Here is a 24,021-nt window from a genome sequence, read left to right as displayed (position 1 = left end):
TATGAGTGCTCCTGAGACTGTGACATCCAGCAAGAGTCCGAACGCCGGAAAGAAGGCCAAGGACCTCAACGAGGTCATCCGCTACACCCTCTGGTCGGTCTTCAAGCTGCGCGACGTACTGCCGCTGGACCGGGCGGGCTACGCGGACGAGGTCCAGGAGCTGTTCGACCAGCTCGCGGCCAAGGACATCACCGTGCGCGGCACCTACGACGTCTCGGGTCTGCGCGCCGACGCGGACCTGATGATCTGGTGGCACGCCGAGACCTCGGACGAGCTCCAGGAGGCCTACAACCTCTTCCGCCGCACCGAGCTCGGCCGCGCTCTGGAGCCGGTCTGGTCGAACATGGCCCTGCACCGGCCCGCCGAGTTCAACAAGTCGCACGTCCCGGCGTTCCTCGCCGACGAGACGCCCCGCGACTACATCAGCGTCTACCCCTTCGTACGGTCCTACGACTGGTACCTGCTGCCCGACGAGGACCGCCGCCGCATGCTCGCGGACCACGGCAAGATGGCCCGGGGCTACCCCGACGTCCGCGCCAACACCGTCGCCTCCTTCTCGCTGGGCGACTACGAGTGGGTCCTCGCCTTCGAGGCGGACGAGCTGTACCGCATCGTCGACCTGATGCGTCACCTGCGCGCCTCCGAGGCACGGCTCCACGTGCGCGAGGAGGTCCCGTTCTACACGGGCCGCAGGAAGAGCGTCCAAGACCTGGTGGCCGGGCTCGCATAACCAGCGAGTTCCCGCACCACCCCAACCCGGAAGATCAGAAGACGGGCACCGGGCACCGACCGTGCCGCCCGCCTCTCCAGCGACACCGGGTTCGGCTTCGGGCCCCGTGGCCGTGCGTTCGACCGCACGGCCACGGGGCCCGTTCGGCGTTCCAGGGCACCTTCTCGCCCCGCCCTAGTCCAGCGGGACGGCGTTCGGCTCCGCGCGCGGGGCGCACTGCGCGTCCCCGGCCGGCGTCGCACCCGTCAGCAGATAGCGCCGAAGATGGCCGTCCACGCAGGTGTTCCCGGTGCCACCGATGCCGTGCGTCCCCGCGTCCCGCTCGGTGACGAGCACCGCGCCGCGCAGCCGCCGCCGGAGCTCCAGCGCCCCTTTGTACGGGGTCGCCGCGTCGCGCTCCGCCGCCAGGATCAGCACCGGGGGCAGCTCACCCCACTCGGTGGAGACGTCCACCGGCCGCTGCCGGGGTGCGGGCCAGAAGGCGCACGGCAGGTTGGTGAAGGCGTTGTCCCAGGTCTGGAACGGGGCGACGCGGGCGAGGTCGGTGTGGTCGCGGTCCCAGACCTCGAACTCCTCGGGCCAGCGGGCGTCGTTGCACTCGACGGCGGTGTAGACGGCCCGCGCGTTCTCGTCGTCCTTCGCCGTGACGGCGCGCGGCGACATCTGGGTGATCAGCGGCTCCGGGTTCCCCCGGACGTACTCGGAGAGGGCGGTGGCCCGCATCGCCCAGTAGTCGTCGTAGTACGCCGCCTCCAAGAACGCCGCCTGGAACTGCCCCGGCCCGACCTTCCCGCCCGCCGGCTCCGTGGCCAGCGCGGCCCGGACGTCGTCGTAGTGGCGCCCCACCGCCTCGGGCGTGGTGCCGAGCCCGTAGACATCGTGGTGCTCGGCGACCCAGCGCCGGAAGTCCTCCCAGCGGGACTCGAAGGCCAGCGACTGGTCGAGGTTGGAGCGGTACCAGATCTGCTCCGGGTCCGGGTCGACCGCGGAATCGAAGACCATACGGCGTACGCGTGAGGGAAAGAGGGTCGCGTACAGGGAACCGATGTACGTGCCGTACGAGGCACCCATGAAGGTCAGCCGGTCGTCCCCCAGCGCGGCCCGCAGCACCTCCAGGTCGCGGGCGTTGTTGAGCGAGGTGTAGTGGCGCAGCGCCTCGCCCGCGTTCTTCTCGCACCCCCGCGCGTACGCCCGCGCCTGCGCGATCCGCTGCTCCTTGTAGGCGGCCGAGGGGTGGGCGGGGGAGTCGGTGGGGCTCTTGGCGAACGCGGCGGGCTGCTGGCAGGAGAGCGGGGCGGAGGCGCCGACACCGCGTGGGGCGTAACCGACCATGTCGTACGCCGCGGCGACCTCCTTCCACCCGGACATCTCGCCCATCAGCGGGAAGGTGATGCCGGAGGCGCCGGGGCCGCCCGGGTTGTAGACGAACGAGCCCTGCCGGCCGGCCGCCTCGCCGGTGGCGCGGGCGCGGCTGACGGCCAGTTCGATGGTCCGGCCGTCCGGCCGCGCGTAGTCCAGCGGGACGCTGACGGTGCCGCACTTCAGGGAGTCGGGCAGCTGCTCCTCCTGCGGGCACGCCCCGAAGGAGATCCCGGCCGCCGTGGCGCGGGCCGCCGCCACCGCCGTACCGCGCGCCTCGGCGGAGGCCGGATCTGAACCGTCCCAGGCGGTGGCGGGGGCGGCGGTCAGCGCGGTCAGGACCAGGGAGCCGATCGTTGCGTACAGCGGTACTGCTCTCACGGCGGGACCCTCTCTGCGGATGCGGAGAGGGAATGGTGGGAGCCGGGCCGGGCGAAGTCCAGCACCGGGCAGGCGTGTTGCCGGAATCGACCCGGATGCCCGGTTCCCGTCGGCGCAGGTGTCTCAGGAGCTGCTGCCGCAGCTGGAGCCGCCCGAACTCCCGCCGCAGCTGGACCCTCCCGAGCTGCCTCCGCAGCTCGACCCCGCGCCGGCGCAGCCGGACCCCGAACCGCCCCCGGACGACCCGCCGCAACCCGAGTGGCCGGGACCCGCGTCGGCGCACCACACCGTTGTCGCCGCGTACTCCGACGACCCTGTCGTACTTCCCCCGTACCCGGGTGACCGGCTGCCCGCGAAGCCGGACCGCGACCGGCCGGTCCGTACGTACAGCCGGGCCGCCGCGGTCAGTTGGGCCTGGAGCACGGGGTCGGGGAGGGCCCGCAGCCCCTGGGTGGCGACAAGGTGGGGCGGGGTGACCGGGTAGGCGTGGGCGGCGCGGTGCGCCCGGGCGGCCCGGCGGCCCGGCCGGGTGATCCGGTTGGCGGCGGCCGAGGCCACGACGAGCCCGCTGACCCCGCCGAGCACGATCGCGGGCAGCATCTTCAGGACGAACGGGAACGGCATGTCGTACGGGGAGTCGTGCCAGATGTACTGAAGGGCCGTGAGCACGATGGAGAGCGGGACCGCGACGAAGCAGCTCACCGCCTGGATCAGCGCCCACCGCCGTACGGGACGTCCCGCGGCGGGCGGGACGAGCAGCCCGCGCTGGGCCAGTCCGTCACCGATCTCCTGCACCGCCGGGTGGCGCATCACCGCGTCCCGCACCACGTGCAGGGCGCCGCTCGGCGCGGCCGACAGCTCCTGGAGCACGGCCCGTTCGACCGGGTCGTTCGCCTGCGGACGCTGTACGGAGATGATGCCGGGGCCGCCGATGAGCACCCGGCCGTCCGCGTACAGGGCGGTGAACGCGGTGTCCGCGACCCTGGCCGGACCGCCGTTCAGGAACGCCGCCTCGTAGAGGTCGTGGACGGTGGGGGAGGGGCCGGCCGACGGGCGGCGGGACCGGGAGGCGACCGCCTTCACGACGAGGAGCACGGTGGAGACGGCGACCGCGAGGGTCAGCAGCAGGGACAGTGTGTTCACGGCGGGTCACTTCCCTGCGAGGACGGCACGGGCCGCCCGGACGAGACGGCGCCTCCGGCGCGGCGGCCGGAGGCCGGAACGGTCCTCCCACCAGTGCGTCAGCCGGCGCTGCGCCACGGGGTCGGCGAGGCCGCCGGCGAGCAGGATGTGCTCCGCGAAGTCCAGGGCGTCACGCCGGTAGCCGCCGCCCATCGGGCGGGACGTGGCGTAGGACAGGAACGCGGCGCGGTAGCCGTCGCCGAGGATCTCCGGCAGCTCGGACGCCACCTTGGCGACGACATCGGCGCGCTTGGCGGCCAGCGCCCGGCTCTGCACCCGCAGCCGCCGCCGGTCGAAGCTCTCGGGGGCCGGGGTGCCGGCGACGAGCGCGGAGAGCAGCGCCGTCTGGGCGACGGCGGTACGGTCGCGGGCTCCGGGGGTCGCGGGTGCGGTGTGCGCCCCCCGGCGCTGCCCCGCTCCAGCCGTACGGGCCTCGGCTTCAGTCGTACGGGCCTCGGCTTCAGTCGTACGGGCCTCGGCTCCAGTCGTACGGGCCTGCGGCCGGGCCGCAGGCGGGTCGTCCGCGCGGGCCGCCGCTCGCAGCGTGCCCCGGATCCTCTCCAGTTCGGCCGCCAGTTCCGCCCCGGGCGGGAAGGCGTCGTCGCGCTCCAGCAGCACGCCCGGCGGGTCCACCCGGGAGCGCAGCTCGGCCAGCACGTCCAGGACCGGGGCGGTCACCGGGTGGGCGTGCGTGTCGTGCCAGACGCCGTTCTGCTCGATCCCGCCCGCCACATGGACGTACGCGATGGCCTCCACCGGCAGCTCGTCCAGCGCCTTCGCCGGGTCCTCGCCGCGGTTGACGTGGTTGGTGTGCAGGTTGGCCACGTCGATCAGCAGCCGCACCCCCGTGCGCTCGACCAGCTCCGCCAGGAACTGCCCCTCGGTCAGCTCCTCGTCCGGCCAGGAGATCAGGGCCGCGATGTTCTCCAGGGCCAGCGGCACCGGCAGCGAGTCCTGGGCGATCGCCACGTTCTCGCAGAGCACCTTCAGCGCGTCCCAGGTGCGCGGCACGGGCAGCAGGTGGCCCGCCTCCAGCCGGGGTGACGCGGTCAGCGGCCCCCCGGCCCGTACGAACGCGATGTGCTCGGTCACCAGCGGCGTCCCCAGCAGCTCGGCCCGCGCCGCCAGAGAGGCGAGCCGCTCGGCGTCCGGGCGGTCCGCACCGCCCAGCCCGAGCGAGACGCCATGCGGTACGACGGTCACGCCCCGCTCCCTCAGTCGCACCAGGGAGTCCGGGAGGTGGTCGGCGCAGAGGTTCTCCGCCACCGCCTCCACCCAGTCGATCCCCGTGAGCGCTTCCACCTCGGCCGCGATCTCCGGCCGCCAACCGATCCCCATGCCCAGCTTCATGGTGTCCCCCTCCTCCGCTCCGTCCCGGGGTGATGGCCCCGTCGAGCGGCGTCCAACCTGAAGAGGGTGACGTTCAGAGGATGATTTGAGGTTCCGGGCCCGCCGGGCTCGTCACGGCATCGGAGGCATCGTCGGCGGTACCGGGCGCGAGGTGAAGGACTGGTCGCCGGTCGGCGTCACCGGCACCGGGACCTGCGGCGCCTGCCCGCCCTGCGGCATCGACGGGCCCGAGGGACTGGCCGTGGACCCGCCGGCCGCCTCGCGCGCCAGGGCGTCGAAGTCGACGAAGCCGGTGCCCTCCAGCATGGTGATGTGGTCCAGCACGGTCTGGTTCGCGTCACTCGCCAGCTGCCGGATCAGGGTGTTGCGGGTGGTGTGCCGGACCTGGCCGATCAGCCCGAAGACCTTGCCGTGGGCGGCCCGCAGGATATTGGCGAACTTCCGCTCGTACTCCTCGCCGCTCGCCGCCGTCAGCTCCCGCAGCCAGGCCTGCTGCTGCTCGGTCGGCTGGTTGGGCAGTTCCACCCCGAGCTTGGCGGCCACGTCCCGGGCCCGCCGGTCCAGGTCCGTGTGCCCGACGACCAGGTGGTCCCCGGCGGCCTTCGTCGCCTCGCTGGGCGCCCGCTCGATCGCCTGCTGCCCGGCGGGCAGCTCCCACAGCCCGGCGAGCCGCACCTTGACCAGGAAGTCCCGGTCGGTCGCGGAGAGCGGGCCCCACTGGGTGGCGACGCTGGAGGCGTTCAGATTCGCCTCGCCGGTGCCCGAGCGGTCCGCGTAGGACCAGACGGGGAAGGCGAGCGCGCCCAGTGTGGCGACCAGTGCCGCGATGATGAGGGCCGTTCCGTTGATGCGTCGCAACAAGGTGTCTCCCGGGACGAGGCGTGACAGCGTCGATCAGGCGTCGATCAACCGCCAAGCGACCTGCCGTGCAGGCTACTTGGCGGTCATGCCGATGGGGCAGTATCGGGAGATACGCAGACGGGCGCGGGAATGCTCAGTGACGGGCGCGGGAATGCTCGGTACCGGTCGAACCGGTCCGGCGCGGTGAGAGGCTCCGTACCCGCTGACGGATCACGGGAGTCAGAGGCGGGTCCGTGCGCCCGGGAGCGGGCAGAGGCGCAGGCCGCCCTCCACCGCGACCGTCGGCCCCGGGGCGATCTCGGTGAACCCGGCGTCACGCACCACCGGCAGACCGCTCGTGATCAGCTCCCGCCAGCGCCCCGGGGCCGCGGTGGCCACGGACAGCGGGAACCCCGCCTCGCGCCACGCCTTGCGCTCGGTGTCGGACAGCTCCCACCAGGCGAGCTGGGCGCCATGGCCGACCTGCGCCATCGTCTTGCCCGCCGACATCTCCAGCTCGGGGTTGAGCCAGAGCACCGGACCCTCCGGGCCGGGGGCGGCGGGCGGCTCGGGGTCGTCCAGGTCGGTGCCCGACACCTGGAGCTTGGACAGCTCCTTGGGCCAGCCGTCGAGCGGGATCGGCGGGTACACCCGTACCTCCGCGCTCCCGCCCGTCACCGTGATCCCGGGCAGCGCGGCCGCCTTGCGCCACTCCGCGCCGCGCGCCCGGCGCACCACCTTGCGGATGCGGGCGTCCTCCCAGTCCCGCATCGCCCGGGCCCATTCGCCCTCGCCGGTGGACCGCTCGTCGGAGAGGATCGTGAGCACCGCGCGGGCGGCGGTGCGCAGGGCGTCCGTCCGGGCGGGCGGGTCCGTCTTCTCCAGGTGCACCACGAGCGGGAGCACGTACTGCGGGGCTTCGTCCCGGTCGGTCGGACCGCTGCGGAAGGGGCTCTGGGAGGTGTCGTCGCTGCTCACCGTCCCAGTCTGCCAGGCGGCCGACGTCACCTGCTTGGCGGAACGAGGCGGTCCGGGTGAGGATGCTCCACATGAAGAGCGATCTCTTTTCCAGCGAGCACATGGCCCAGCCGGCCACCGCCCCCGGTATGACCCTGCAGAACGCCAAGTCGATCAAATACGCGGTCAACGGGGAGATGCACGCCCGCCAGGGCTCGATGATCGCGTTCCGCGGCAATCTCCAGTTCGAGCGCAAGGGGCAGGGCCTCGGCGGCATGCTCAAGCGCGCGGTCACCGGCGAGGGCCTCGCGCTCATGGCGGTCCGGGGCCAGGGCGAGGCGTGGTTCGCGCACGAGGCCGCCAGCTGTTTCATCGTGGAGATGGACCAGGGTGACCAGCTCACCATCAACGGCCGCAACGTCCTCTGCTTCGACGCCACCCTCTCGTACGAGATCAAGACGGTGAAGGGCGCCGGCATGGCCGGTGGCGGCCTCTTCAACAGCGTCTTCACGGGGTACGGCAAGCTCGGCCTGATGTGTGAGGGCACCCCCATCGTGATCCCGGTGACGGCCGCTCAGCCGGTGTACGTGGACACGGACGCGGTCGTCGGCTGGAGCCAGCAGCTCACGAGCACCCTGCACCGCTCCCAGAGCGTCGGTTCGATGGTGCGCGGCGGCTCGGGCGAGGCCGTCCAGCTGATGCTCCAGGGCGAGGGGTTCGTCATCGTGCGCCCGAGCGAGGCCAGGCCCGAGAAGGCGACCGGCTGACCTCCGCCCGGCCGTCTCGCCAGGGGGCGGCGGGCGGCCGGTGCGGGGTCACCGCTCCCGCATCCAGGCGAGGACGGTCCGCGACTCGCGGAGCCGCCAGCCGGCCGGCGTCCGCACCGCGGTGCCGACCAGGCGCAGACCACTCGTCCGGTGGGGCGCCTGGCCGTCGCGGAAGAAGTGGACGAGCGAGTTGGCGGTGACGGCCGCCCGGTCGCCGTCGACCTCCGCCGGCAGGTCGGTGGTCAGGTGCTGGGTGTACTCCCCCGCCACCTCCCTCCCGCGCATGAGAGCGGTGAGCTGGTCGATGCCGTGGATCGAGGAGCCGAGCGGCGGATGCGCCGTCACGTCGTCGGTGAAGACGGTGGGCGCCTGGAACCGCTCTCGGCCGAGGAGCGCGAGACCCTGACCCTTCCGCTCACCCGCCTGCTCGCGCACCATCAGCGATGCTGAGACCTCCGCCCGGAGCGCGGGGGAGCGGCTCAACCCTCCATCAGCTCGGACACCTTCACGAACCGGTAGCCCCGCTTCCGCAGTTCCGGAACGATTCTGCTGACCGCCTCCCCGGTGACCGGCGCCGCGCTGCGCGTGCAGTGCAGCACCACCAGCGACCCCGGCCGCACCCCCTCCAGCACCTGCTGGGCCACCGCCCCCGCGTCCGTGGCGAACGCGTCGCCGCTCACCACGTCCCACTGCACCGCCGTCACGCTCGCCGGGGTCAGCGCACGCAGGGCCGCGTCGTCGTAGCAGCCGCCGGGGAAGCGGAAGTACGGCACCACGTTCCGTACGCCTGCCTGGCGGAACGCCGAGAAGGCCCGCTCCACGTCGCGCGCCATGGCGTCCTCGGGCACCACCGGCAGGCCGTAGCAGTCGTCGGTGAAGGCGTAGTGGCTGTACGAGTGGTTGGCAACCTCGAACAGGTCGTCGGTCCCGATGTCCTTCGCCTGCGCCGGGTACTCCTCCGCCCAGCGTCCGGTCATGAAGACGGTCGAGGGCACCTCCAGCCGTCGCAGCAGCGCGATCAGCTCCGGGTTGTCGAAGCGCTCACCCGCCTCGGCCCGAGGGCCCTGATCGGCGGTCATGTCCGCGTCGAAGGTGAGCGCCACGACCTTCTCCGCGGACCGGCCCGACCCGCTTGCCGCGCCCTCGCCCGCCGCCCGCCGCTCGAAGACCGGGGTGCGCCCCGCCGGGCCGGGGGCCATCGTGGGTGGCTTCTTCGGGGGAGCGGGAGGGGTGGAGGCGGCGGAGGGCGCGACAGCGGGGGCGGCGGAGGGGGCATTCGCGGGGGCATCGCATCCGGTCAGGGCGGCGAGCGCCATCACCCCCGTGGCGACCACGGTAGTCATTTTGTCTGTTGATCTGATCATTTATGGAAAGTATCGGACACCGTGGCCGCAGGCCCGCCGCGGCTCTCCGGGGGCGCCCCGGCGGCCCCGGTCCGGCCCTGCTCACGAAGTGGCCGGAGCGGGCCGAACGGCGGCCCGCCGCCCGCGGCGAACCGGCCGCCAGGTCGTGACGAGGGCCGCCGCCAGCAGGAGTTCGGCGATGTCCCCGCCGTAGTACATGATTTCCGCGCCGCCGCGCACCTGAGGGATCGGGGCGTGTACGTCGACCAGGAAGCCCCCGTACAGCAACTGGGAGACCGTGGCGTGCGCCGCCACCGCGACGCCCAGGACCACCAGGCGGGCGGGCACTCCGGGGCGAGCCGGTGCCGGGTCGGGGCCGGCGATCACCCACGCGAACAGGCAGCCGGAGAGCAGGAAGTGAGCGTGCATGAGCCAGTGCAGGAACGGCCGGTCCATCGTCGCGTCGAACAACGGGGTGAAGTACAGGACCGGGAGCGTGCCGGTGCTCAGGAGCAGAGCCGGCACCGGACGGGCCACCGCACGCAGGGGGCGGCTGTGGAGCAGGCCGGTCAGGCGCCGGGCCCGTCCGGCGGGCAGCGTACGCAGCAGAAGGGTGACGGGAGCACCCAGCACCAGGGCGAGGGGCGCGTACATGCCGATGAGCATGTGCTGGACCATGTGCCCGCGGAAGTCCTCATGAGCGAACGGCGCGACCGGCGGCAGCAGCGCCACGGCCAGCACCGCGCATCCGGCCAGGAAGCTCGCCGTCCGCCACCGTCCCCACCCCGGGGCCGGCCGGCGTGCGCGGGCCCGGTGGGCGAGCAGGAGGTAGCCGCCCGCGAGCAGCGCGACCGCCGCGGCGGGCAGCAGCACCTCCCACGGACCGCCCTCCGCGCCCCCGCCGTGCGGGTGGTGTGTGCCGCCGCCCATCAGGACGGCCGCTCGACGGTCGTGGGGGCGTCGGGGTCGAAGGGACGGCCGCTGCGCCGCAGCAGGTGGCCGCCGATCACGAGGAGGAGCCCCAGGAGCAGGAAGCCCAGGTCCCACCAGAGCTGATGAGGTCCGCCGTGGACGTGGTGGATGCCCAGGATGTGGTGGTCCAGCACGCCCTCGACCAGGTTGAACAGGCCCCAGCCCACCAGGATCCAGCCCCACAGCACGCGGGAGGTCCACACCCGCCGCCGGTCATATGTCACGCGCGAGTAGAGGATGCCCAGCCCCACCAGCACCGACACCCAGCAGACGGTGTGGAAGACGCCGTCCCACACCGTGTTCATCTCCAGTCCGGAGACCGTGTTCGGCGAGTAGTACTTCACCCCGATCCGGTCGTCGTTCGTGCTCGTCAGCATGTGGTGCCACTGGAGGAGCTGGTGCAGCAGGATGCCGTCCAGGAACCCGCCCAGCCCCACGCCCAGCACGATCCCCGGCAGCTGGATGCTTGTGGGGCCGGCACTGCTGCGTGCCCCACTTGCGCTGATGGTCATCGTTCGTCCTCTCCGTCGAAGCCGAAAACCGAAATCAGCCGTCACAGGGGCGGCCCGCGCCACCCCGTTGCCCGGGTCAGCCGCTCAGCACCACGGCCCCGTCACCGCGAACGTCGTCCCCGGCGTGTAGCAGTTCACGTACATCGTCGAGCCGTCCGGCGAGAAGGTGACCCCCGCGAACTCGCCCCACTCCGGCTCCTGGGGCGTCCCGATGTTCTGCCGCCCGCGTGCCATGGTGTACACCTCGCCCCGCCGCGTCACCCCCAGCACGTGCTGCGCGCCGCCGCCGTCCTCGCAGACCATCAGCCCGCCGTCCGCGGCCAGGCAGATGTTGTCCGGGGACTCGCCGGGGAGCTGGATGTCGGTGTCCGGGCCGAAGACCACGACCAGGGTGAGGCGGCGCTTCCCCGGCTCGTACCGCCAGACCTGGCCGTAGTGGTCGGCCGCCGAGCCCTCGTCGCTGCGGGCGAAGCTGGAGACGAAGTAGACGGACGAGCCGCCCCAGTAGCAGCCCTCCAGCTTCTGGGCGTGCGTGATGCCCTTCGGGCCGAAGTCCTGGAGCCGGATCGGGGTCCCGGCCGCCAGCGGGTCCGGTACTGGCACCCACTCGACCCGGTCGAAGCTCGCGCCGGTCTCCTGGACCGCGGAGAGGTCCCGCAGCCCCGGCACCCGCATCGCCTCCAGCGCCCCGCCCGCCCGCAGCGAGCCGGTGCCGCCGAGCGGTTTCTCGGGGAGGAAGCGGTAGAAGAGGCCGAACGGCTGGTCGAACGCGTCCTCCGTCTCGTACACGATCCCGTTCCCCGGGTCGACCGCGATCGCCTCGTGCTGGAAGCGGCCCATCGCGGTCAGCGGGACCGCGCCGGTGCGGCGCGGGTCGGCGCCGTCCACCTCGAAGACGAAGCCGTGGTCCTTGGTGTACCCGTTGGTGCCGGCCTTGTCCTCGGTCTCCTCGCAGGTCAGCCAGGTACGCCAGGGGGTGGGTCCGCCCGCGCAGTTCACCGCCGTACCGGCGATGGCGACCCGCTCGCCCAGGACCCTGTTCCGGCCGTCGAGCTCCAGGGACGTGCAGCCGCCCTTGGCCGCCGGGTCGTAGGTCAGGCCCGCGACGGTCGGTACGCCGAGCTTCGCCGTGTGCCGGTTCTCGTGGTTGCGAATGAGGTGGACGCGGCCGTGGCGGCCCGCGAGGGCGACCATGCCGTCGTGGTTGCCGGGCACCTTGCCCTCACCGGAGCGGAGCGGGTCGCCCTCCCGGGACAGCACCCGGTAGCGGAAACCTTTCGGCAGATCGAGCAGACCGTCCGGGTCCGGGACGAGGGGGCCGTAGCCGCCGTGGCCGCGGGCGGCGGCCGTACCGGCGAAGAGTTCGGAGAAAGCCCCGGTGAAGGCGATCGCGGCCGCTGCGCCGCTGCCTGCCAGGACCTGTCGTCGTGTTGCGGTGTTCCGGGACGCGGATGACATGAGGCAACTCCCTGTTGGCGGACAGGTGACGTGACCCGCATGTGTGTAGCACGCACAGAGGCGCGGGGGAACCATGCGCGCCCTCGCGCCTCCGTTGCCGCTGCGACGGCCGAGCGGGCTTCGGCGGCCCCGGGCGGAGCCGCCGTCCCGCACGGCCGTGGACCGGCCGTGCCGCCGGGTCAGGCCAGCGAGGCCGACAGGGTGATCGTCGTACCCGTCAGCGCCTGGCTGACCGGGCAGTTGGCCTTGGCGTCCTCGGCCGCCTTCACGAAGCCGTCCTCGTCGAGGCCGGGGACCTCGCCCTGGACGGTGAGGTGGATGCCGGTGATGCCGGTGCCGGGCTGGAAGGTCACCTCGGCCTGGGTGTTCAGCTTGGTCGGCGGGGTGCCGGCCTTGGCGAGGCCGTTGGAGAGCGCCATCGAGAAGCAGCTGGAGTGCGCGGCCGCGATGAGCTCCTCGGGGCTCGTCCTGCCGTTCGGCTGCTCCGAGCGGGCCGGCCAGGAGACCTCGTACTCACCGATGCCGGAGGAGTCGAAGGTGACGACCCCCTTGCCCTCGATCAGGTTGCCTTCCCAGACCGTGTGCGCCTGACGCGTGGTAGCCATACTGGATCCCTTCGAACGGAACGGTGTGCGCGGTTGTACGGGACGACTCGGGGCACGTCGCTGTGCGCAGTGCCCCGTTGCGTTACGCCCCGAACCTACTGCGCCACCAAGCCCTTCGCGTCACGTGCCAGTGCCGTCAGCCGCGAGATCGCCCGGAAGTATTTCTTCCGGTACCCGCCGTTCAGCATCTCGTCGCTGAACAGCTGGTCGAACGGGAGCCCGGACGCCAGCACCGGCACCTCGCGGTCGTACAGCCGGTCGGCCAGCACCACCAGGCGCAGCGCCGTCGACTGGTCGGGCACCGCGCTCACCCCGGTCAGGCAGACCGCGCCGAGCTCGTCGGTCAGCGCCCCGTACCGGCTGGGGTGCACCCGAGCCAGGTGCTCCAGGAGACCCGGGAAGTCGTCCAGCGACGCGCCCGGCGTGGCGTACGCGGCACGGGTGACCTGCTCGTCGCTGTACGGCGGCGGGGCCTCGGGCAGTCCCCGGTGCCGGTAGTCCTCGCCGTCGATGCGCAGCGGGCGGAAGTGCGCGGACAGGCCCTGGATCTCGCGCAGGAAGTCGGCGGCGGCGAACCGGCCCTCGCCGAGCTTGCCCGGCAGCGTGTTCGAGGTCGCGGCCAGCGCCACCCCGTTCTCCACCAGCCGGCTCAGCAGCGAGGAGACCAGCACGGTGTCGCCCGGGTCGTCGAGCTCGAACTCGTCGATGCACAGCAGCCGGTGCCCGCTCAGGGTCCGCACGGTCTGCTGGAAGCCCAGCGCGCCGACCAGGTTGGTCAGCTCCACGAAGGTGCCGAACGCCTTCAGCGAGGGCTCGGCGGGCGTGGCGTGCCAGAGGGAGGCGAGCAGGTGGGTCTTGCCGACGCCGTAGCCGCCGTCGAGATACACCCCGCGCGGCCCGGCCGGCGCGGCCGGCTTACGGCCGCCGAACCACTTGCGGCGTCCGGTACCCGTCGCGTGCGACCCGCCGAGCCCGGCGGCGAAGCCCGCGAGGACGGTCACGGCCTCGCTCTGGCTGGGCTGGTTCGGGTCGGGTACGTAGGTGTCGAAGCGCACCGAATCGAAGCGCGGCGGCGGCACCATCTCCGCGACCAGACGGTCGGCGGGGACGCGCGGCTCGCGGGCGCACAGGGACAGCGGGGCCGTTGCGGCAGGGGGGCTCTGCCCCGGAAACGCGGTGGAGGACGACACAACTCTCCACCCTAAGGCCCGTGCCACACTGCAACGCATGCGAAGCCTGTTCCCTGTGACGGACCTGACAACGGCAGCCGCCGCCCCAGGTCTGCCGACCGCCCCGGACCCGTCCGGGCCGCTCACCGCCCGCGGAGACCGCGAAGGCCGAAACGAAGGGCGTGGAGACCGCGAAGGCCGCGGAGATCGTGAAGGCTGCGAAGGCCGTGAAGGCCGCGGAGACCGTGAAGGTCGTGAAGGCCGTGAGTGGAGCCTCGACGAGTTGGCCGACGCGTACGCCTACCCCGCGGACCTCCCGACCGAAGGGCCCGGGAGCGCCTGGCTGCGTGCCAACATGGTCTCCACCCTGGACGGCGCCGCCCAGCACGACGGCCGCTCGCAGCCCATCTCCTGCGCCGCCGACATGCGGATCTTCGGCACCCTGCGGGCGCTGGCCGATGTGGTGATCGCCGGAGCCGAGACCGTACGCCTGGAGGGGTACCGCCCGGCCCGCGCCCGGGAGGCCTTCGCGGCGCGGCGGGCGGCGGCCGGCCAGGGCCCCGCGCCCGCCGTCGCGGTGGTGAGCGGCTCGCTGGACCTGGACTTCTCGCTGCCGCTGTTCACCGAGCCACTGGTCCCGACCCTCGTGGTGACCGGTGCCGGGGCTCCCGCCGACCGGATCGCGGCGGCCCGGAGGGCGGGCGCGGAGGTGGTGATCGCGGGCGAGGGCACCCGGGTGGACCCGGCCCGTGCGGTGCGCGAGCTGGCGGGCCGGGGGCTGCGGCGGCAGCTGACCGAGGGCGGGCCCCGGCTGCTCGGCCAGTTCGTGGCGGCGGGGGCGCTGGACGAGCTGTGCCTGACGCTCTCCCCGATGCTCACGGCCGGGGACGCGCAGCGGATCGCCGGAGGCCCCGGAGTGACCGTGCCGGAACGTTTCGCCTTGGCGTCGCTGCTGGAGGAGGACGGGTTCCTCTTCGGGCGGTACCGGCGGGGGAGTGCGCGCTGACGGGCGAAGTGGTGCGTGGTGACCGGTAGAGGGGCTCACGGTGACCGAGGGAGGGACACTTAGCGGAATTTGCCGTTCCGGTTAGCTCCGGCTGGGCACACTTACCTCTGCAGTCCCCGTGGAAGCACGGGGAAGGATGGTTTCAGCAAACGACCGCCGACGGCCGAGCCGGCTGTCGGCGAGACGCAGAAGCGGAAGGGCGCCTGTCGTGTTCACAAGCGTTTTGATGATCGAGAAGCCGCTCACTCCCGAGGACGTGGACTTCGTCACCACCCTCCACGGCGAGGAGCGGATCTCGTTCGTCGTTCTGTTGCAGCCGCGCGGCGACCAGGCCGATGTCCTGCTGCGCGCGATCGACGACGTGGCGATGGGGGAGCTTCGGGAGGCCGTCCGCGAGGGCGAGGAACCGGAGGGCAAGGAAGCCCGCGAACCCGCCGAGATCGGCCTGGAGTACTCCCTACGGGCGCTGCGCGAGGCGGGCGCCGAAGCGGTCGGACAGGTGATCGAGGACCACCCCCTGGACAAACTGACGTCCGTCGTCGAGGAGGCGGGCGCGGACGAGGTCATCGTGCTGACCGCCCCGCACTACGTCGAGGAGTTCTTCCACCGCGACTGGGCCTCCCGCGCCCGGCACAAGGTCGGCGTCCCGGTGCTCAAGCTCTTCGCGCACAGCGAATAGGCTGAAGCCGCGCGGTCCGGGCTGGCCCTCGGCCGCCGTCCGAACCGCAGCGATCCTCCAGGAGCACAGATGGCACCCGGCATTCCCGCCGCCATGGAACGACCCCACTTCATCGGCATCGGCGGCGCCGGAATGTCGGGCATCGCGAAGATCCTCGCCCAGCGCGGGGCGAAGGTGGCGGGCAGCGACGCCAAAGAGTCCGCCACCGCCGAGTCGCTGCGGGCGCTGGGGGTGACCGTGCACATCGGGCACGAGGCCCGGCACCTGGCCGAGGACGCGTCCTGCGTGGTCGTCTCCAGCGCCATCCGCGCCGACAACCCGGAGCTGCTGCGGGCGAACGAGCTGGCCATCCCGGTGGTGCACCGCTCCGACGCGCTGGCCTCCCTGATGAACGGCCTGCGCGCCATCGCGGTGGCCGGCACGCACGGCAAGACCACGACGACGTCGATGCTGGCCGTCGCCCTCTCCTCGCTGAGCCTGGCCCCCTCGTACGCCATCGGCGGCGACCTGGAGGGCCCCGGTACCAACGCCACCCACGGCGAGGGCGACATCTTCGTCGCGGAGGCGGACGAGAGCGACCGCAGCTTCCAGAAGTACGACCCCGAGGTCGCGATCGTCCTCAACGTGGAGCTGGACCACCACGCGAACTACGCCTCGATGGACGAGATCTACGACTCCTTCGAGACGTTCGTCGGCAAGGTCGTCCCCGGCGGCGCCCTGGTCATCTCCGCCGACCAGCCCGGCGCCGTCGAACTGACCCGCCGGGTCCGCGACCTCTCCGACCTCAAGGTCGTCACGTACGGCTCCGCCGAGAACGCCGACGTCCGCGTCCACAAGGTCACCCCGCGCGGCCTGACCAGCGAGGTCACGGTCCTGCTCAACGGCAGGTTCCTCACCTTCACCGTCTCCGTTCCCGGCAGCCACTACGCCCACAACGCGGTCGCCGCCCTCGCCGCCGGGGTCGCCCTCGGCATCCCGGCCCACAACCTCGCCTCCGCGATCGGCAGCTACACCGGGGTCAAGCGCCGCCTCCAGCTCAAGGGCGAGGCGGCGGGCGTGCAGGTCATCGACTCGTACGCGCACCACCCCACCGAGATGACCGCCGATCTGGAGGCCATGCGCGGCGCCGCAGCCGACGCCCGCATCCTGGTCGTCTTCCAGCCGCACCTGTTCTCCCGTACGCAGGAGCTGGGCACCGAGATGGGCCAGGCCCTCGCGCTGGCCGACGCCTCCGTGGTCCTGGACATCTACCCGGCTCGCGAGGACCCGATCCCGGGCATCACCAGCGCCCTGATCATCGACGCGGCGAAGGCGGCGGGCGCCGAGGTCACCGCCGTCCACGACCAGGCGGACGTCCCCGCCGCAGTGGCGGGAATGGCCAAGCCCGGTGATCTCGTTCTCACCATGGGAGCGGGCGATGTCACCGACCTCGGCCCGCGCATCCTGGACCACCTGTCGGGCGCCCGGTAGCCGAGGGGCGAGCGGAGCGAGCGACCACCTGTCGAGCTGAGGAGCTAGCCGTGCCGTACGACGTCGAGAAGCCGGACGAGCAGTGGCGGGCGGAGCTGACCCCCGCCGAGTACCAGGTCCTGCGCCAGGCCGGCACCGAACCCGCCTTCCGGGGTGAGTACACCGACACCAAGACGGCGGGCGTCTACTCCTGCCGGGCCTGCGGGGCGAAGCTGTTCCGCTCCGACACCAAGTTCGAGTCGCACTGCGGCTGGCCGTCCTTCTACGATCCGAAGGACACCGACGCGGTCGAGCTGATCGAGGACCGGGCCCACGGCATGGTCCGCACCGAGGTGCGCTGCGCCCGCTGCGGCTCGCATCTGGGCCACGTCTTCGAGGGCGAGGGCTACCCGACCCCCACCGACCAGCGCTACTGCATCAACTCGATCTCGCTGACCCTGGCACCGGACGAGAGCTGAGCCGGGCGCCCACGGAACGCGAAGATGCCCGCACGGGAAGACCCGTGCGGGCATCTTCGCGTACGCCGCCCGACGGCTCCGGCCGTCCGCCGGAGCGCAGGTGTCACCGGCGTCCGCGCAGCCGTCCGAGCAGGCTGCGGGCCTGGGCGCGCTTGCGTGGATCGGCCGCGGCGCGCCGGGCCGACTCGATGGTCCGCCGGCCTTGAGGGCTGCGGGTGAACTGGGTGATGCGAGCGATCAGGCGGGACATGGTTCCTCCTTGAGGGGCCTGTCTCTCGCCTACCCCGCAAACGCCCGACCGCACGCCACGGTGACGACGCGTTCACCGAGGAGTGCCTCACTCCTGGCGGGGATCCTCGGCAGCCTCGGACCGCAGCAGCGGATGGATGACCCCGGGGAAGACCCGGGCCCGCACGACCTCCTCGGCCGAGCCGCCCTGCACGACGGTCTCCGCGACACCCCAGGGCCGTCCGGCCAGGTGGATGGTCAGGGTGTACGAGGAGGAGCAGCCGGTGCACTCGTAGCGGTCGGCCCAGGTCTCGATCTGGGTGGTGGAGCCGGGGTAGCGCTTCACATGGCGGTGGCGGGCGTGACAGTGGTCGCAGGTCTCACCCGGCTCACAGGTCCCGCCGCACGGACACGGCACGTCGAAGCTGTCGGCGGGCTTCCAGCGCTGTACGAGGACGGCCTCGCGGGTGGCGCCCATGTCCTTCATGGCCTTGAGGTTGCGGGCGGCGACGTTGTACGACTCGCCGGTGGCGGCCATCCGGTCGCGGATGACGTCCTTGCGTCCACGGTTGGTCGTCATGTCGGCTCCTCCACCTGGGGTTCACGCAGCCCGCCAGGAGGCCCATGAGTCAATCAGTACCTCTTTACGTTACCCGCCCGGCACCGCCGCACGGACCGGGCGGCCTTCGCCCCTGGAGCTCGCGGGCACTTCGGCCGGGGTAGCGGCAGGAGCGGCTCGTCGCGGACCCGGACGCCCGCGTGGTCGCGGAGCCGGGCGAAGACCTGGACCTGGACTGACGTGCCCGCTGGGCGGCCCCGTCGGGAACCCGTATTTCGCCTGCCCGCGTTTGCCGAATCGTTTTGTGTGACAGGACTGTCCGGCGCAACGTGTGTGACGTCCGGCTTCAGCCATACCCAGGGCGGATATGGGTGAGTGAGCCGCTGCTTCGTGTGCTTCGTGCCGCTCCGGTGCCTTGATGATTCACCAGTTCATCCCGCTGAGAGGATTCCCCCGTACGAGCAAGCGAGGCAGGACGCGCATAGGGTTCAGCGCGGCCGTGGCGATGGCGTCACGGCCGAGTATCTGAGGGCGCTGCGGGATGCCGGACGCGTCAGGGCGACGTTCTTCGTGACCGGCACACTGGCCGAGGGGCAGCGCGCCGGGACACGGCGGGCGGTCGGAGCGGCGGGTGCCCGCCGCGCGCCGCACGAGCCGCCCCGGGGCTCAGCCCTGGACCGCGTACGCCAGGAAGTGCGTCCAGGCGGTCGAGGCGAGGGCGAGCTGCGGGCTCTCGTCCAGCTTGGAGTCGCGGACGTGGACGGTGGAGGGGCAGGTGGCGACCTCGACGCAGGAATCCCCGGAGCCGCTGCTGTAACTCGACTTGTGCCACTCCAGCGCGACCTCCACGCACGAGTCGCCGTCGCCGCTGCTGTAGGTGCTCTTGAACCAGGCCAGGTCTGTGGTGCTCATCTCGCTCCTCGCATACGCTGCATCAGGCTCTTGGAGTCGTCCAACGAGAGAGCCTGTGAACGCATACTGGCACACCGCATCTGGATCACGCTGATCGCTTTGGGGTCGGAGACGAGCTGTCCGTGCGCCTGCCCCTCCAGATAGCCGAACCACTGGTGATCCGGCGTCTCCAGTAGCTGCACGGGACCGCCCAGGCCCGCGTGGTGATTCCGCACCAGCGGCATGATCTGGATGTCTACATTACGTAGCTCGGACAGTTCGAGGATGTGGTCGATCAGTTCCACAGTGACCTCCTCGCCGCCCAACTGCCTTAGGAACAGATGCGCTTCGAGGATGAAGCTGAACGCGGTGTTCGGCCGGTTCCGCAGGAGTTCCTGGCGCTCCAACCGAGCCACGAGCTGTGCCTCGATCTGCTCGTCGGCGAGCGGCGGCAACTGGTCCGTGAACAGCGTCCGCGCGTACGCAGGCGTCTGCAACAGCCCCGGAATCAACCGGCACTCGTACGTGTACAGGCTCAGCGCCGTGAGTTCCAGGTTCGCCCACTGCCGGAACCAGCTCGCCAGCCCCTTCCGCCGCGTCAGGTGCTTCGCCGCCGCCAGAATCACACCGAACGCGTCGAGCACGCTGTCCGCGCGCTCCGGGAAGTCCGGGGGCGGAAGCCGGCGGCCCTGCTCGATGGAGGCGATGGTCTCCAGCGAGTAGCCGACGAGCGGAGCGAGCTCCTCCTGGGTCAGCCGGGCCCGCTTGCGGAAGGTCTTGACCACCTCTCCGAACATCTTAAGGTTGTAGTGCGGTTCGGGTTCGGGGCGGCTCGTGCGGCCGTTGCCGAAGGTCCCGTACGTGCTGTCGATGCCATCCGTGCCGTGCGTCATGTACGGCCACCTCCCCGTGCGCCTGTCCTGGTTCGCAACCCGTCCATGCTCACGGAACGTGATCCGTACTGTCCACCCTTCGCGCCCGTACGCTGACTCAGCGTACGGGTAGCTGACCTGGTGAAGGGGTGCCCCGGCCCGGGAATCTGGGGGCATGGAAGCACCTACGCAGACTCAACCCGACGTAACCGTACGTGTGTTCAGGCGTCGTTTCAGTCCGAACCCACGCGGTGCCCGGCTCGCTCGCCGCGTCGGCCTCTACCAGCTGCACACCTGGGGCATCCCGTACCTCAGTGACGCCTCGGAGTCGGCGGCCCTGATCATCGGAGAGCTGACGGCCAACGCCGTGACCCATGGGCGGGTCCCCGGGCGCGACTTCGAGCTGTGCCTGACGCACACGCCCGGCGACCGGGAGATCCTCGGGGTCCTGCGGATCGAGGTGTCCGACACCCGGGGCGAGTGCCGACCGCCCGGCCCCGGCGAGATCGCCGCACCGGCCGACGCTGACGACAGCGGGCGCGGCATGCTGATCGTGGACGCGCTGGCGGACCGCTGGGCGGTCATCGACCGTGAGCCGCCCGGCAAGACAGTACGCGCGGAACTGGACCTGCTGTACTGACCACCGCCCCCGACGCCGTCAGTGGTCGGAGTAGCTGAAGTCGCCCATGGTCCAGGCGCTGACGTCCTCGATCGCCACGCGGTACATCCCGCCCGTCTCGGGGATCCCCACCGAGCCCTGGAGGATGCGCGCCACATGGAAGTGCAGATGCGTGGGCGGTCCCTCCTTGCGCGCCGCAGCGGTGAAGGCGGCGGAGAACTCGCTCAGCTGGGCCGAGTCCGCCAGGACCTCCGAGACCCGCTGCCTCCAGACGGCCTCGGGGGCCAGCCGGCCGGTGATGACGGCACCCCCGGCGACGACAGTCAGCGACATCTGGTTGCTGTTTCCGGACTCCACCAGGGCGGCCACATCGACGAGCAACTCATCAGGCTTCGACATGAACACGATTCTAGTCGCCGAGTCCGGTCACCGGTCCTCCGAACGGTGACCGGAGGGTTCGGTATCCGGTCATGGGCGAGGCCGCCGCCCACGGAAGGTGTTCCGTGGGCGGCGGCCCTGTCCGGACTGTCCGCGTGGCGGTCTACGGCTTCACGGGGTCGCCGTCACCCAGTGCCAGCCACCACACCCCTTCGTCCTGGGTGAGGTCCACCCTCTGCCGGCTTCCGTCGGCGAAGCGTAGGTCGACCGACGCCAGCTTCGGCACCACGGGGTCGTTGACGATCGTCCGCGACGTGCAGGCGGTCCGGGAGTCGAGCTTGAGCACGGAATTGGTCACTCGCGTCCCGGCGGGAACGCCGGACAGGCCGGCCTTGAGGTACGCGCGCCAGTCCCGGCCGGAGACGTTTCCGACCTTGAGCGGCGTGCCGGTCACCCCGACGCAGCCGGTCGTCCCGACGCAGGCCCCTGCGATGCTCAGCGGCACAGTGGCCGAGGAGCCAGGGGCCACCGGGTTCGGCAGGGCAGGGGAACCCGCCGCGATCGGGACGGGGCTGGTCCAGGCCGAGATTGGCGTAGGTGGTCGAGCTCGCGGTCCGGAGGGCTTCGACCTCGTAGCGTTCACCTGTCGCGGCTGCGCGGTCCCGTGCCGTGCCGATCGGCGCGTCCTCGGAACTCGCCGAATCGGCCGCCACCGGCGCGGACGCAGGAGTCACAGCGCTGACGGCGGTCCCTCCCGTGACACCCAGCCCGCCACCCGCTCAGCCCCGCCGTACCCGCCCCGCGATCCGCCGCCCCAGCCGGCCCAGCGCGCGGGACCGGTTCCAGTCGCGGAAGGCGTTCGCCCGGCCGCTGCTGCCCGTGCGGCCTACCGTCTCCTCCACCTCCGCCACGGCCTCCGCCGTCATCCCGCGCACCGCCGGGCGCAGCACCTCGTCCAGCAGGGCGGCGGCTGTGGTCGTCCAGGCGGTGCCCGCGTGCGGGTGGGCGGTCCAGTGGGTGAAGCAGTCGGCCGCGTAGGCGGGGTGGGTACGGAGGCGGGCGCGGGTCGGCTCCGAGCGGGCCGCGCGGTCGTAGGCGGCGATGAGCTCCGCGTCGTCGCTCCGGACGAAGGCGTACAGCTCCGCGCCCGGCCGGTCCGGGGCCAGCAGGCGTTCCACCAAGGCGGTGAACGCCCGCTCCTGAACCGCCGGTTCGAGCGGGGCGGCCCGGTCGCGCAGCGTGCGGACCTGTTCCGTCCAGCCTGGCTCCGGTGCCCCCGTGCGCAGGTCGCGGCAGAGTTCGAGGAGCTGGAGCGCGGCCCGCTGCCGACCGCCGATCTCCTGCGGGAAGGCCCGCAGCAGGTCGTGGGCCAGCGTGGTGGCCTCCTCCGCGTCCGCCGGGGCGCCGAGCGCCGCGTCGACCAGGCGGGCCCACGTACCGGCCGCCCGGTGCGCGTCCGAGGTCGCCGCGTCCAGGAGCAGCCGGGCCTCCTCCAGCGTGGGCGCCCGGTCCTCCCAGACCAGGCCCGCCGCCGTCCGCAGGACCAAGGGCTCGGCGAAGGGGGAGAGGCCGGCCGCCCGCAGGACCCGGTGCCAGATGGCCGTCCGGTCCCGGCCGAGCGTCGTCATCGCTCCGGGCGCCTCGGCGCACATCCGCAGGTGCGGCAGGGCCTGCGTCCCGGTGAACGGCAGCGCGACCCGCTCCAGGAACCGGGCCACCGCCCCGGGGTCCTCCGGCGCGATCCGGTCCAGCGCGCCGAGCAACGCCGTGCGTACGTCGAACTGCTCGTCCAGCAGCTCCAGGAGCGCCGGGGCGAAGGCAGGTGCCCCTTCGGACCCGTCCGCCTCCGTCAGGATCGTGCGGGCCAGCCGGTCGACGACCTCCGGCAGCACCTCTGTGCCGTTCACACCCAACAGCCGGGCCACGCGGAGCAGTTGTACGGTCCGTGCCACCGGGCGCGCCCCGCCCGCACCGCTCTCCAGCTCGGCCAGGATCTCCGGGCCGAGCACCCCGGCGATCGCCTCCCCGTCCGGGCCCGCGAACGCGTCCCGGCGCGGCAGCTCCAGCGAACCGTTGCCGCCCCGCACCGCCTCCGTCACCAGCATCGCGGCGAGTGGGGCGGTGACCGGGGTGGGGCACCGCCCGTCGAGGGCGCCGAACAGCCGCCCCACCGCGTCGAATTCGGAACCCGTACGGTCATCGATCCCGGGCGAGGTCAGCGCCTCCACCAGCTGGCCGGTCCGCTTCGCGTCCAGCGCGTACGGCCGCTCCGCCGCCCACCCGGCCGCCGCCGCACGCTCCTCGGGCCCGAGCGTGACCCCGGCACACAGGGCGATCACCGCCAGCGGCCCGGCGGCGAACGGGTCCCCGGGGAGCTCCCGTGCCTTCTGGAACAGCTCCGGCGCCCGGCTCCGCCACACCCGGGCCGCCGTCCGGGCCCACGCGTCCGGCGCGCCGTCCACCGGGGGCCGGTCCGCGCACTCGTGGACCCGCAGCCCCGCCTCCCGCGCCGCCGCCGCGTCCTCGGGCAGCGCCCCCACCACCCGCAGCGCCGAACTGCCCGGCCGCCGTGTGTACGTGGTGAACGTCAGCCGCTCCACGCTCTCCCTCGACAGGGTCACCGCCGCCAGCCCCAGCCAGCGCGCCACATCCGCACTCTGCTTCTCCACCAGCACCACCGGCCCGTCCGCAGGGGCCTCCTCCTCGCTCGCCCGGCGCAGGTCGGTCAGGACCGTCGCCAGCCAGGGGCCGCGCGAGACGGCGAAGTCGTCGAGCCCCTCCCGTACGGGCGCGGGGCCCGGCGGCAGCGTGCCGAGCGGGTCGGGCGCTGCGCCTCCGGCGGGTGTCGCGGAGACCCAGTGCGGCGACCGCCATGCCTCCACCGGCAGCCGGTCGCCCGGCAACGGGACCCCCGGGGGCAGGTGCACCGCGTGCGTGTGGAACCGTACGGGCGCCGGACCCGCGCCACGCGCCGGAGCCGTACGGCCGACGAGACGGCTGCCGTCGGACAGGACCGCGTACGTGAACGCCTGCGGCAGCGAGCGGAGTTCGGCGTCGGCCGGCCGGTGCGGAACTCCGTCCGGGAGTGCGTACCCGACCAGCGGCTCGATCTCCGCGAGCAGCGCCCCCGTCACCCCGCGCCCGACCGCCGTGAACCGGCCCGCCGCCCCCTCGCCCCCCGGCGCGGCGGATATGTGGTGCACCTGTGCAAGGCTCAATTCTCGGCCCTCTTCGTC

The 24,021-nt window shown here is 72.5% G+C and carries 26 protein-coding genes; 7 read left to right on the top strand and 19 right to left on the bottom strand.

Translation table 11 applies throughout. The annotated features are described in order from the left end of the window. Position 1 precedes the first annotated feature (1 nt). Entirely contained in the window at positions 2–730 is a 729-nt protein-coding gene (gene hemQ / locus ACIQAK_RS21825) for a hydrogen peroxide-dependent heme synthase (RefSeq protein ID WP_366389938.1), read from the top strand. Positions 731–904: 174 nt separating this feature from the next. Here the strand turns inward: hemQ and ACIQAK_RS21820 are convergent, their stop codons facing one another. The 5 genes from ACIQAK_RS21820 to ACIQAK_RS21800 all read right to left on the bottom strand — a co-directional run bounded on the left by ACIQAK_RS21820 (position 905) and on the right by ACIQAK_RS21800 (position 6,820). Then, on the bottom strand, positions 905–2,470 hold the full coding sequence (locus ACIQAK_RS21820; RefSeq protein ID WP_366389939.1) for an alpha/beta hydrolase: 1,566 nt from the start codon (positions 2,468–2,470) through the stop codon (positions 905–907). 123 nt (positions 2,471–2,593) lie between these two features. Next, positions 2,594–3,613: a TIGR04222 domain-containing membrane protein gene (locus ACIQAK_RS21815; RefSeq protein ID WP_366389940.1), complete on the bottom strand. Its 1,020-nt coding sequence runs from the start codon at positions 3,611–3,613 to the stop codon at positions 2,594–2,596. A gap of 6 nt (positions 3,614–3,619) precedes the next feature. After that, positions 3,620–5,002, bottom strand: a complete 1,383-nt coding sequence (locus tag ACIQAK_RS21810; RefSeq protein ID WP_366389941.1) for a DUF692 domain-containing protein — start codon at positions 5,000–5,002, stop codon at positions 3,620–3,622. A gap of 111 nt (positions 5,003–5,113) precedes the next feature. Then, complete coding sequence (locus tag ACIQAK_RS21805; protein WP_366390125.1) at positions 5,114–5,860, bottom strand: DUF4142 domain-containing protein; 747 nt, start codon at positions 5,858–5,860, stop codon at positions 5,114–5,116. A gap of 222 nt (positions 5,861–6,082) precedes the next feature. After that, entirely contained in the window at positions 6,083–6,820 is a 738-nt protein-coding gene (locus ACIQAK_RS21800) for a peptidyl-tRNA hydrolase (RefSeq protein ID WP_366389942.1), read from the bottom strand. Between the two features lie 71 nt (positions 6,821–6,891). Here ACIQAK_RS21800 and ACIQAK_RS21795 point away from each other — a divergent pair, with 71 nt between their 5' ends. After that, positions 6,892–7,566, top strand: coding sequence for an AIM24 family protein (locus tag ACIQAK_RS21795; RefSeq protein ID WP_366389943.1), 675 nt, complete (start codon positions 6,892–6,894; stop codon positions 7,564–7,566). Between the two features lie 48 nt (positions 7,567–7,614). On the opposite strand, the gene ACIQAK_RS21790 is transcribed toward ACIQAK_RS21795, so the two are convergent. The 7 genes from ACIQAK_RS21790 to zapE all read right to left on the bottom strand — a co-directional run bounded on the left by ACIQAK_RS21790 (position 7,615) and on the right by zapE (position 13,646). Then, on the bottom strand, positions 7,615–8,049 hold the full coding sequence (locus tag ACIQAK_RS21790) for a nuclear transport factor 2 family protein (protein WP_366389944.1): 435 nt from the start codon (positions 8,047–8,049) through the stop codon (positions 7,615–7,617). After that, positions 8,046–8,909: a polysaccharide deacetylase family protein gene (locus ACIQAK_RS21785; protein ID WP_366389945.1), complete on the bottom strand. Its 864-nt coding sequence runs from the start codon at positions 8,907–8,909 to the stop codon at positions 8,046–8,048. The genes ACIQAK_RS21790 and ACIQAK_RS21785 overlap by 4 nt, the downstream gene beginning before the upstream one ends. A gap of 102 nt (positions 8,910–9,011) precedes the next feature. Then, a complete protein-coding gene (locus tag ACIQAK_RS21780; protein WP_366389946.1) occupies positions 9,012–9,839 on the bottom strand; it encodes a cytochrome c oxidase assembly protein in 828 nt (275 codons plus the stop codon). Next, positions 9,839–10,393, bottom strand: coding sequence for a DUF2243 domain-containing protein (locus tag ACIQAK_RS21775; RefSeq protein ID WP_366389947.1), 555 nt, complete (start codon positions 10,391–10,393; stop codon positions 9,839–9,841). Before ACIQAK_RS21775 ends, ACIQAK_RS21780 begins: the two co-directional genes overlap by 1 nt. A gap of 84 nt (positions 10,394–10,477) precedes the next feature. Beyond that, the gene (locus ACIQAK_RS21770; RefSeq protein ID WP_366389948.1) at positions 10,478–11,851 is read right to left on the bottom strand and encodes an alkaline phosphatase PhoX; all 1,374 of its coding nucleotides are present in this window, start codon (positions 11,849–11,851) and stop codon (positions 10,478–10,480) included. Positions 11,852–12,030: 179 nt separating this feature from the next. Further along, a complete protein-coding gene (locus tag ACIQAK_RS21765) occupies positions 12,031–12,456 on the bottom strand; it encodes an OsmC family protein (protein WP_366389949.1) in 426 nt (141 codons plus the stop codon). A 95-nt stretch (positions 12,457–12,551) separates the two neighbouring features. Beyond that, positions 12,552–13,646 carry a cell division protein ZapE gene (gene zapE, locus ACIQAK_RS21760; RefSeq protein WP_366389950.1) on the bottom strand — a complete coding sequence of 365 codons (1,095 nt, stop codon included), beginning with the start codon at positions 13,644–13,646 and terminating at the stop codon, positions 12,552–12,554. 37 nt (positions 13,647–13,683) lie between these two features. On the opposite strand from zapE, the gene ACIQAK_RS21755 reads away from it, so the two are divergent. The 4 genes from ACIQAK_RS21755 to msrB all read left to right on the top strand — a co-directional run bounded on the left by ACIQAK_RS21755 (position 13,684) and on the right by msrB (position 17,238). Then, positions 13,684–14,631, top strand: a complete 948-nt coding sequence (locus ACIQAK_RS21755) for a pyrimidine reductase family protein (protein ID WP_401848694.1) — start codon at positions 13,684–13,686, stop codon at positions 14,629–14,631. Between the two features lie 226 nt (positions 14,632–14,857). After that, a complete protein-coding gene (locus ACIQAK_RS21750; protein WP_366389951.1) occupies positions 14,858–15,310 on the top strand; it encodes an indole-3-glycerol phosphate synthase in 453 nt (150 codons plus the stop codon). A gap of 69 nt (positions 15,311–15,379) precedes the next feature. Next, on the top strand, positions 15,380–16,780 hold the full coding sequence (gene murC / locus ACIQAK_RS21745) for a UDP-N-acetylmuramate--L-alanine ligase (RefSeq protein WP_366389952.1): 1,401 nt from the start codon (positions 15,380–15,382) through the stop codon (positions 16,778–16,780). A gap of 50 nt (positions 16,781–16,830) precedes the next feature. Beyond that, positions 16,831–17,238, top strand: a complete 408-nt coding sequence (gene msrB / locus ACIQAK_RS21740) for a peptide-methionine (R)-S-oxide reductase MsrB (protein WP_366389953.1) — start codon at positions 16,831–16,833, stop codon at positions 17,236–17,238. Between the two features lie 103 nt (positions 17,239–17,341). On the opposite strand, the gene ACIQAK_RS21735 is transcribed toward msrB, so the two are convergent. The 4 genes from ACIQAK_RS21735 to ACIQAK_RS21720 form a co-directional block, all read right to left on the bottom strand. Beyond that, positions 17,342–17,488 (bottom strand): hypothetical protein, encoded by a 147-nt coding sequence (locus ACIQAK_RS21735; RefSeq protein WP_203610829.1) that lies wholly within the window; start codon positions 17,486–17,488, stop codon positions 17,342–17,344. Positions 17,489–17,575: 87 nt separating this feature from the next. Next, positions 17,576–18,046 (bottom strand): hypothetical protein, encoded by a 471-nt coding sequence (locus ACIQAK_RS21730; RefSeq protein WP_366389954.1) that lies wholly within the window; start codon positions 18,044–18,046, stop codon positions 17,576–17,578. Positions 18,047–18,691: 645 nt separating this feature from the next. Further along, on the bottom strand, positions 18,692–18,937 hold the full coding sequence (locus ACIQAK_RS21725; protein ID WP_366389955.1) for a DUF397 domain-containing protein: 246 nt from the start codon (positions 18,935–18,937) through the stop codon (positions 18,692–18,694). Then, positions 18,934–19,809 (bottom strand): helix-turn-helix transcriptional regulator, encoded by an 876-nt coding sequence (locus tag ACIQAK_RS21720; protein ID WP_366389956.1) that lies wholly within the window; start codon positions 19,807–19,809, stop codon positions 18,934–18,936. The genes ACIQAK_RS21725 and ACIQAK_RS21720 overlap by 4 nt, the downstream gene beginning before the upstream one ends. Before the next feature lie 154 nt (positions 19,810–19,963). Here ACIQAK_RS21720 and ACIQAK_RS21715 point away from each other — a divergent pair, with 154 nt between their 5' ends. Beyond that, on the top strand, positions 19,964–20,428 hold the full coding sequence (locus ACIQAK_RS21715; RefSeq protein WP_366389957.1) for an ATP-binding protein: 465 nt from the start codon (positions 19,964–19,966) through the stop codon (positions 20,426–20,428). A gap of 18 nt (positions 20,429–20,446) precedes the next feature. Here the strand turns inward: ACIQAK_RS21715 and ACIQAK_RS21710 are convergent, their stop codons facing one another. The 3 genes from ACIQAK_RS21710 to ACIQAK_RS21700 all read right to left on the bottom strand — a co-directional run bounded on the left by ACIQAK_RS21710 (position 20,447) and on the right by ACIQAK_RS21700 (position 23,988). Beyond that, positions 20,447–20,806 carry a hypothetical protein gene (locus ACIQAK_RS21710; protein ID WP_364776476.1) on the bottom strand — a complete coding sequence of 120 codons (360 nt, stop codon included), beginning with the start codon at positions 20,804–20,806 and terminating at the stop codon, positions 20,447–20,449. 142 nt (positions 20,807–20,948) lie between these two features. Further along, positions 20,949–21,239 (bottom strand): hypothetical protein, encoded by a 291-nt coding sequence (locus ACIQAK_RS21705; protein WP_366389958.1) that lies wholly within the window; start codon positions 21,237–21,239, stop codon positions 20,949–20,951. A gap of 325 nt (positions 21,240–21,564) precedes the next feature. Further along, entirely contained in the window at positions 21,565–23,988 is a 2,424-nt protein-coding gene (locus ACIQAK_RS21700; RefSeq protein ID WP_366389959.1) for a GTPase-associated protein 1-related protein, read from the bottom strand. Positions 23,989–24,021 lie beyond the last annotated feature (33 nt).

This window comes from Streptomyces sp. NPDC088706, assembly GCF_044752765.1.
Taxonomy (GTDB): Bacteria; Actinomycetota; Actinomycetes; order Streptomycetales; family Streptomycetaceae; genus Streptomyces.
Note: the sequence above shows the minus strand (reverse complement) of the source record. Positions and strands in the feature narration are given on the sequence as shown.

Bases quoted from the DNA above. Each gene is read 5' to 3' on its own strand.
- hemQ (WP_366389938.1), top strand. From the start codon at position 2: ATGAGTGCTCCTGAGACTGTGACATCCAGCAAGAGTCCGAACGCCGGA.
- ACIQAK_RS21810 (WP_366389941.1), bottom strand. From the start codon at position 5,002: ATGAAGCTGGGCATGGGGATCGGTTGGCGGCCGGAGATCGCGGCCGAG.
- ACIQAK_RS21795 (WP_366389943.1), top strand. From the start codon at position 6,892: ATGAAGAGCGATCTCTTTTCCAGCGAGCACATGGCCCAGCCGGCCACC.
- ACIQAK_RS21785 (WP_366389945.1), bottom strand. From the start codon at position 8,909: ATGACTACCGTGGTCGCCACGGGGGTGATGGCGCTCGCCGCCCTGACC.
- ACIQAK_RS21780 (WP_366389946.1), bottom strand. From the start codon at position 9,839: ATGGGCGGCGGCACACACCACCCGCACGGCGGGGGCGCGGAGGGCGGT.
- ACIQAK_RS21775 (WP_366389947.1), bottom strand. From the start codon at position 10,393: ATGACCATCAGCGCAAGTGGGGCACGCAGCAGTGCCGGCCCCACAAGC.
- ACIQAK_RS21770 (WP_366389948.1), bottom strand. From the start codon at position 11,851: ATGTCATCCGCGTCCCGGAACACCGCAACACGACGACAGGTCCTGGCA.
- ACIQAK_RS21765 (WP_366389949.1), bottom strand. From the start codon at position 12,456: ATGGCTACCACGCGTCAGGCGCACACGGTCTGGGAAGGCAACCTGATC.
- ACIQAK_RS21755 (WP_401848694.1), top strand. From the start codon at position 13,684: ATGCGAAGCCTGTTCCCTGTGACGGACCTGACAACGGCAGCCGCCGCC.
- ACIQAK_RS21750 (WP_366389951.1), top strand. From the start codon at position 14,858: ATGATCGAGAAGCCGCTCACTCCCGAGGACGTGGACTTCGTCACCACC.
- murC (WP_366389952.1), top strand. From the start codon at position 15,380: ATGGCACCCGGCATTCCCGCCGCCATGGAACGACCCCACTTCATCGGC.
- ACIQAK_RS21735 (WP_203610829.1), bottom strand. From the start codon at position 17,488: ATGTCCCGCCTGATCGCTCGCATCACCCAGTTCACCCGCAGCCCTCAA.
- ACIQAK_RS21730 (WP_366389954.1), bottom strand. From the start codon at position 18,046: ATGACGACCAACCGTGGACGCAAGGACGTCATCCGCGACCGGATGGCC.
- ACIQAK_RS21725 (WP_366389955.1), bottom strand. From the start codon at position 18,937: ATGAGCACCACAGACCTGGCCTGGTTCAAGAGCACCTACAGCAGCGGC.
- ACIQAK_RS21720 (WP_366389956.1), bottom strand. From the start codon at position 19,809: ATGACGCACGGCACGGATGGCATCGACAGCACGTACGGGACCTTCGGC.
- ACIQAK_RS21715 (WP_366389957.1), top strand. From the start codon at position 19,964: ATGGAAGCACCTACGCAGACTCAACCCGACGTAACCGTACGTGTGTTC.
- ACIQAK_RS21710 (WP_364776476.1), bottom strand. From the start codon at position 20,806: ATGTCGAAGCCTGATGAGTTGCTCGTCGATGTGGCCGCCCTGGTGGAG.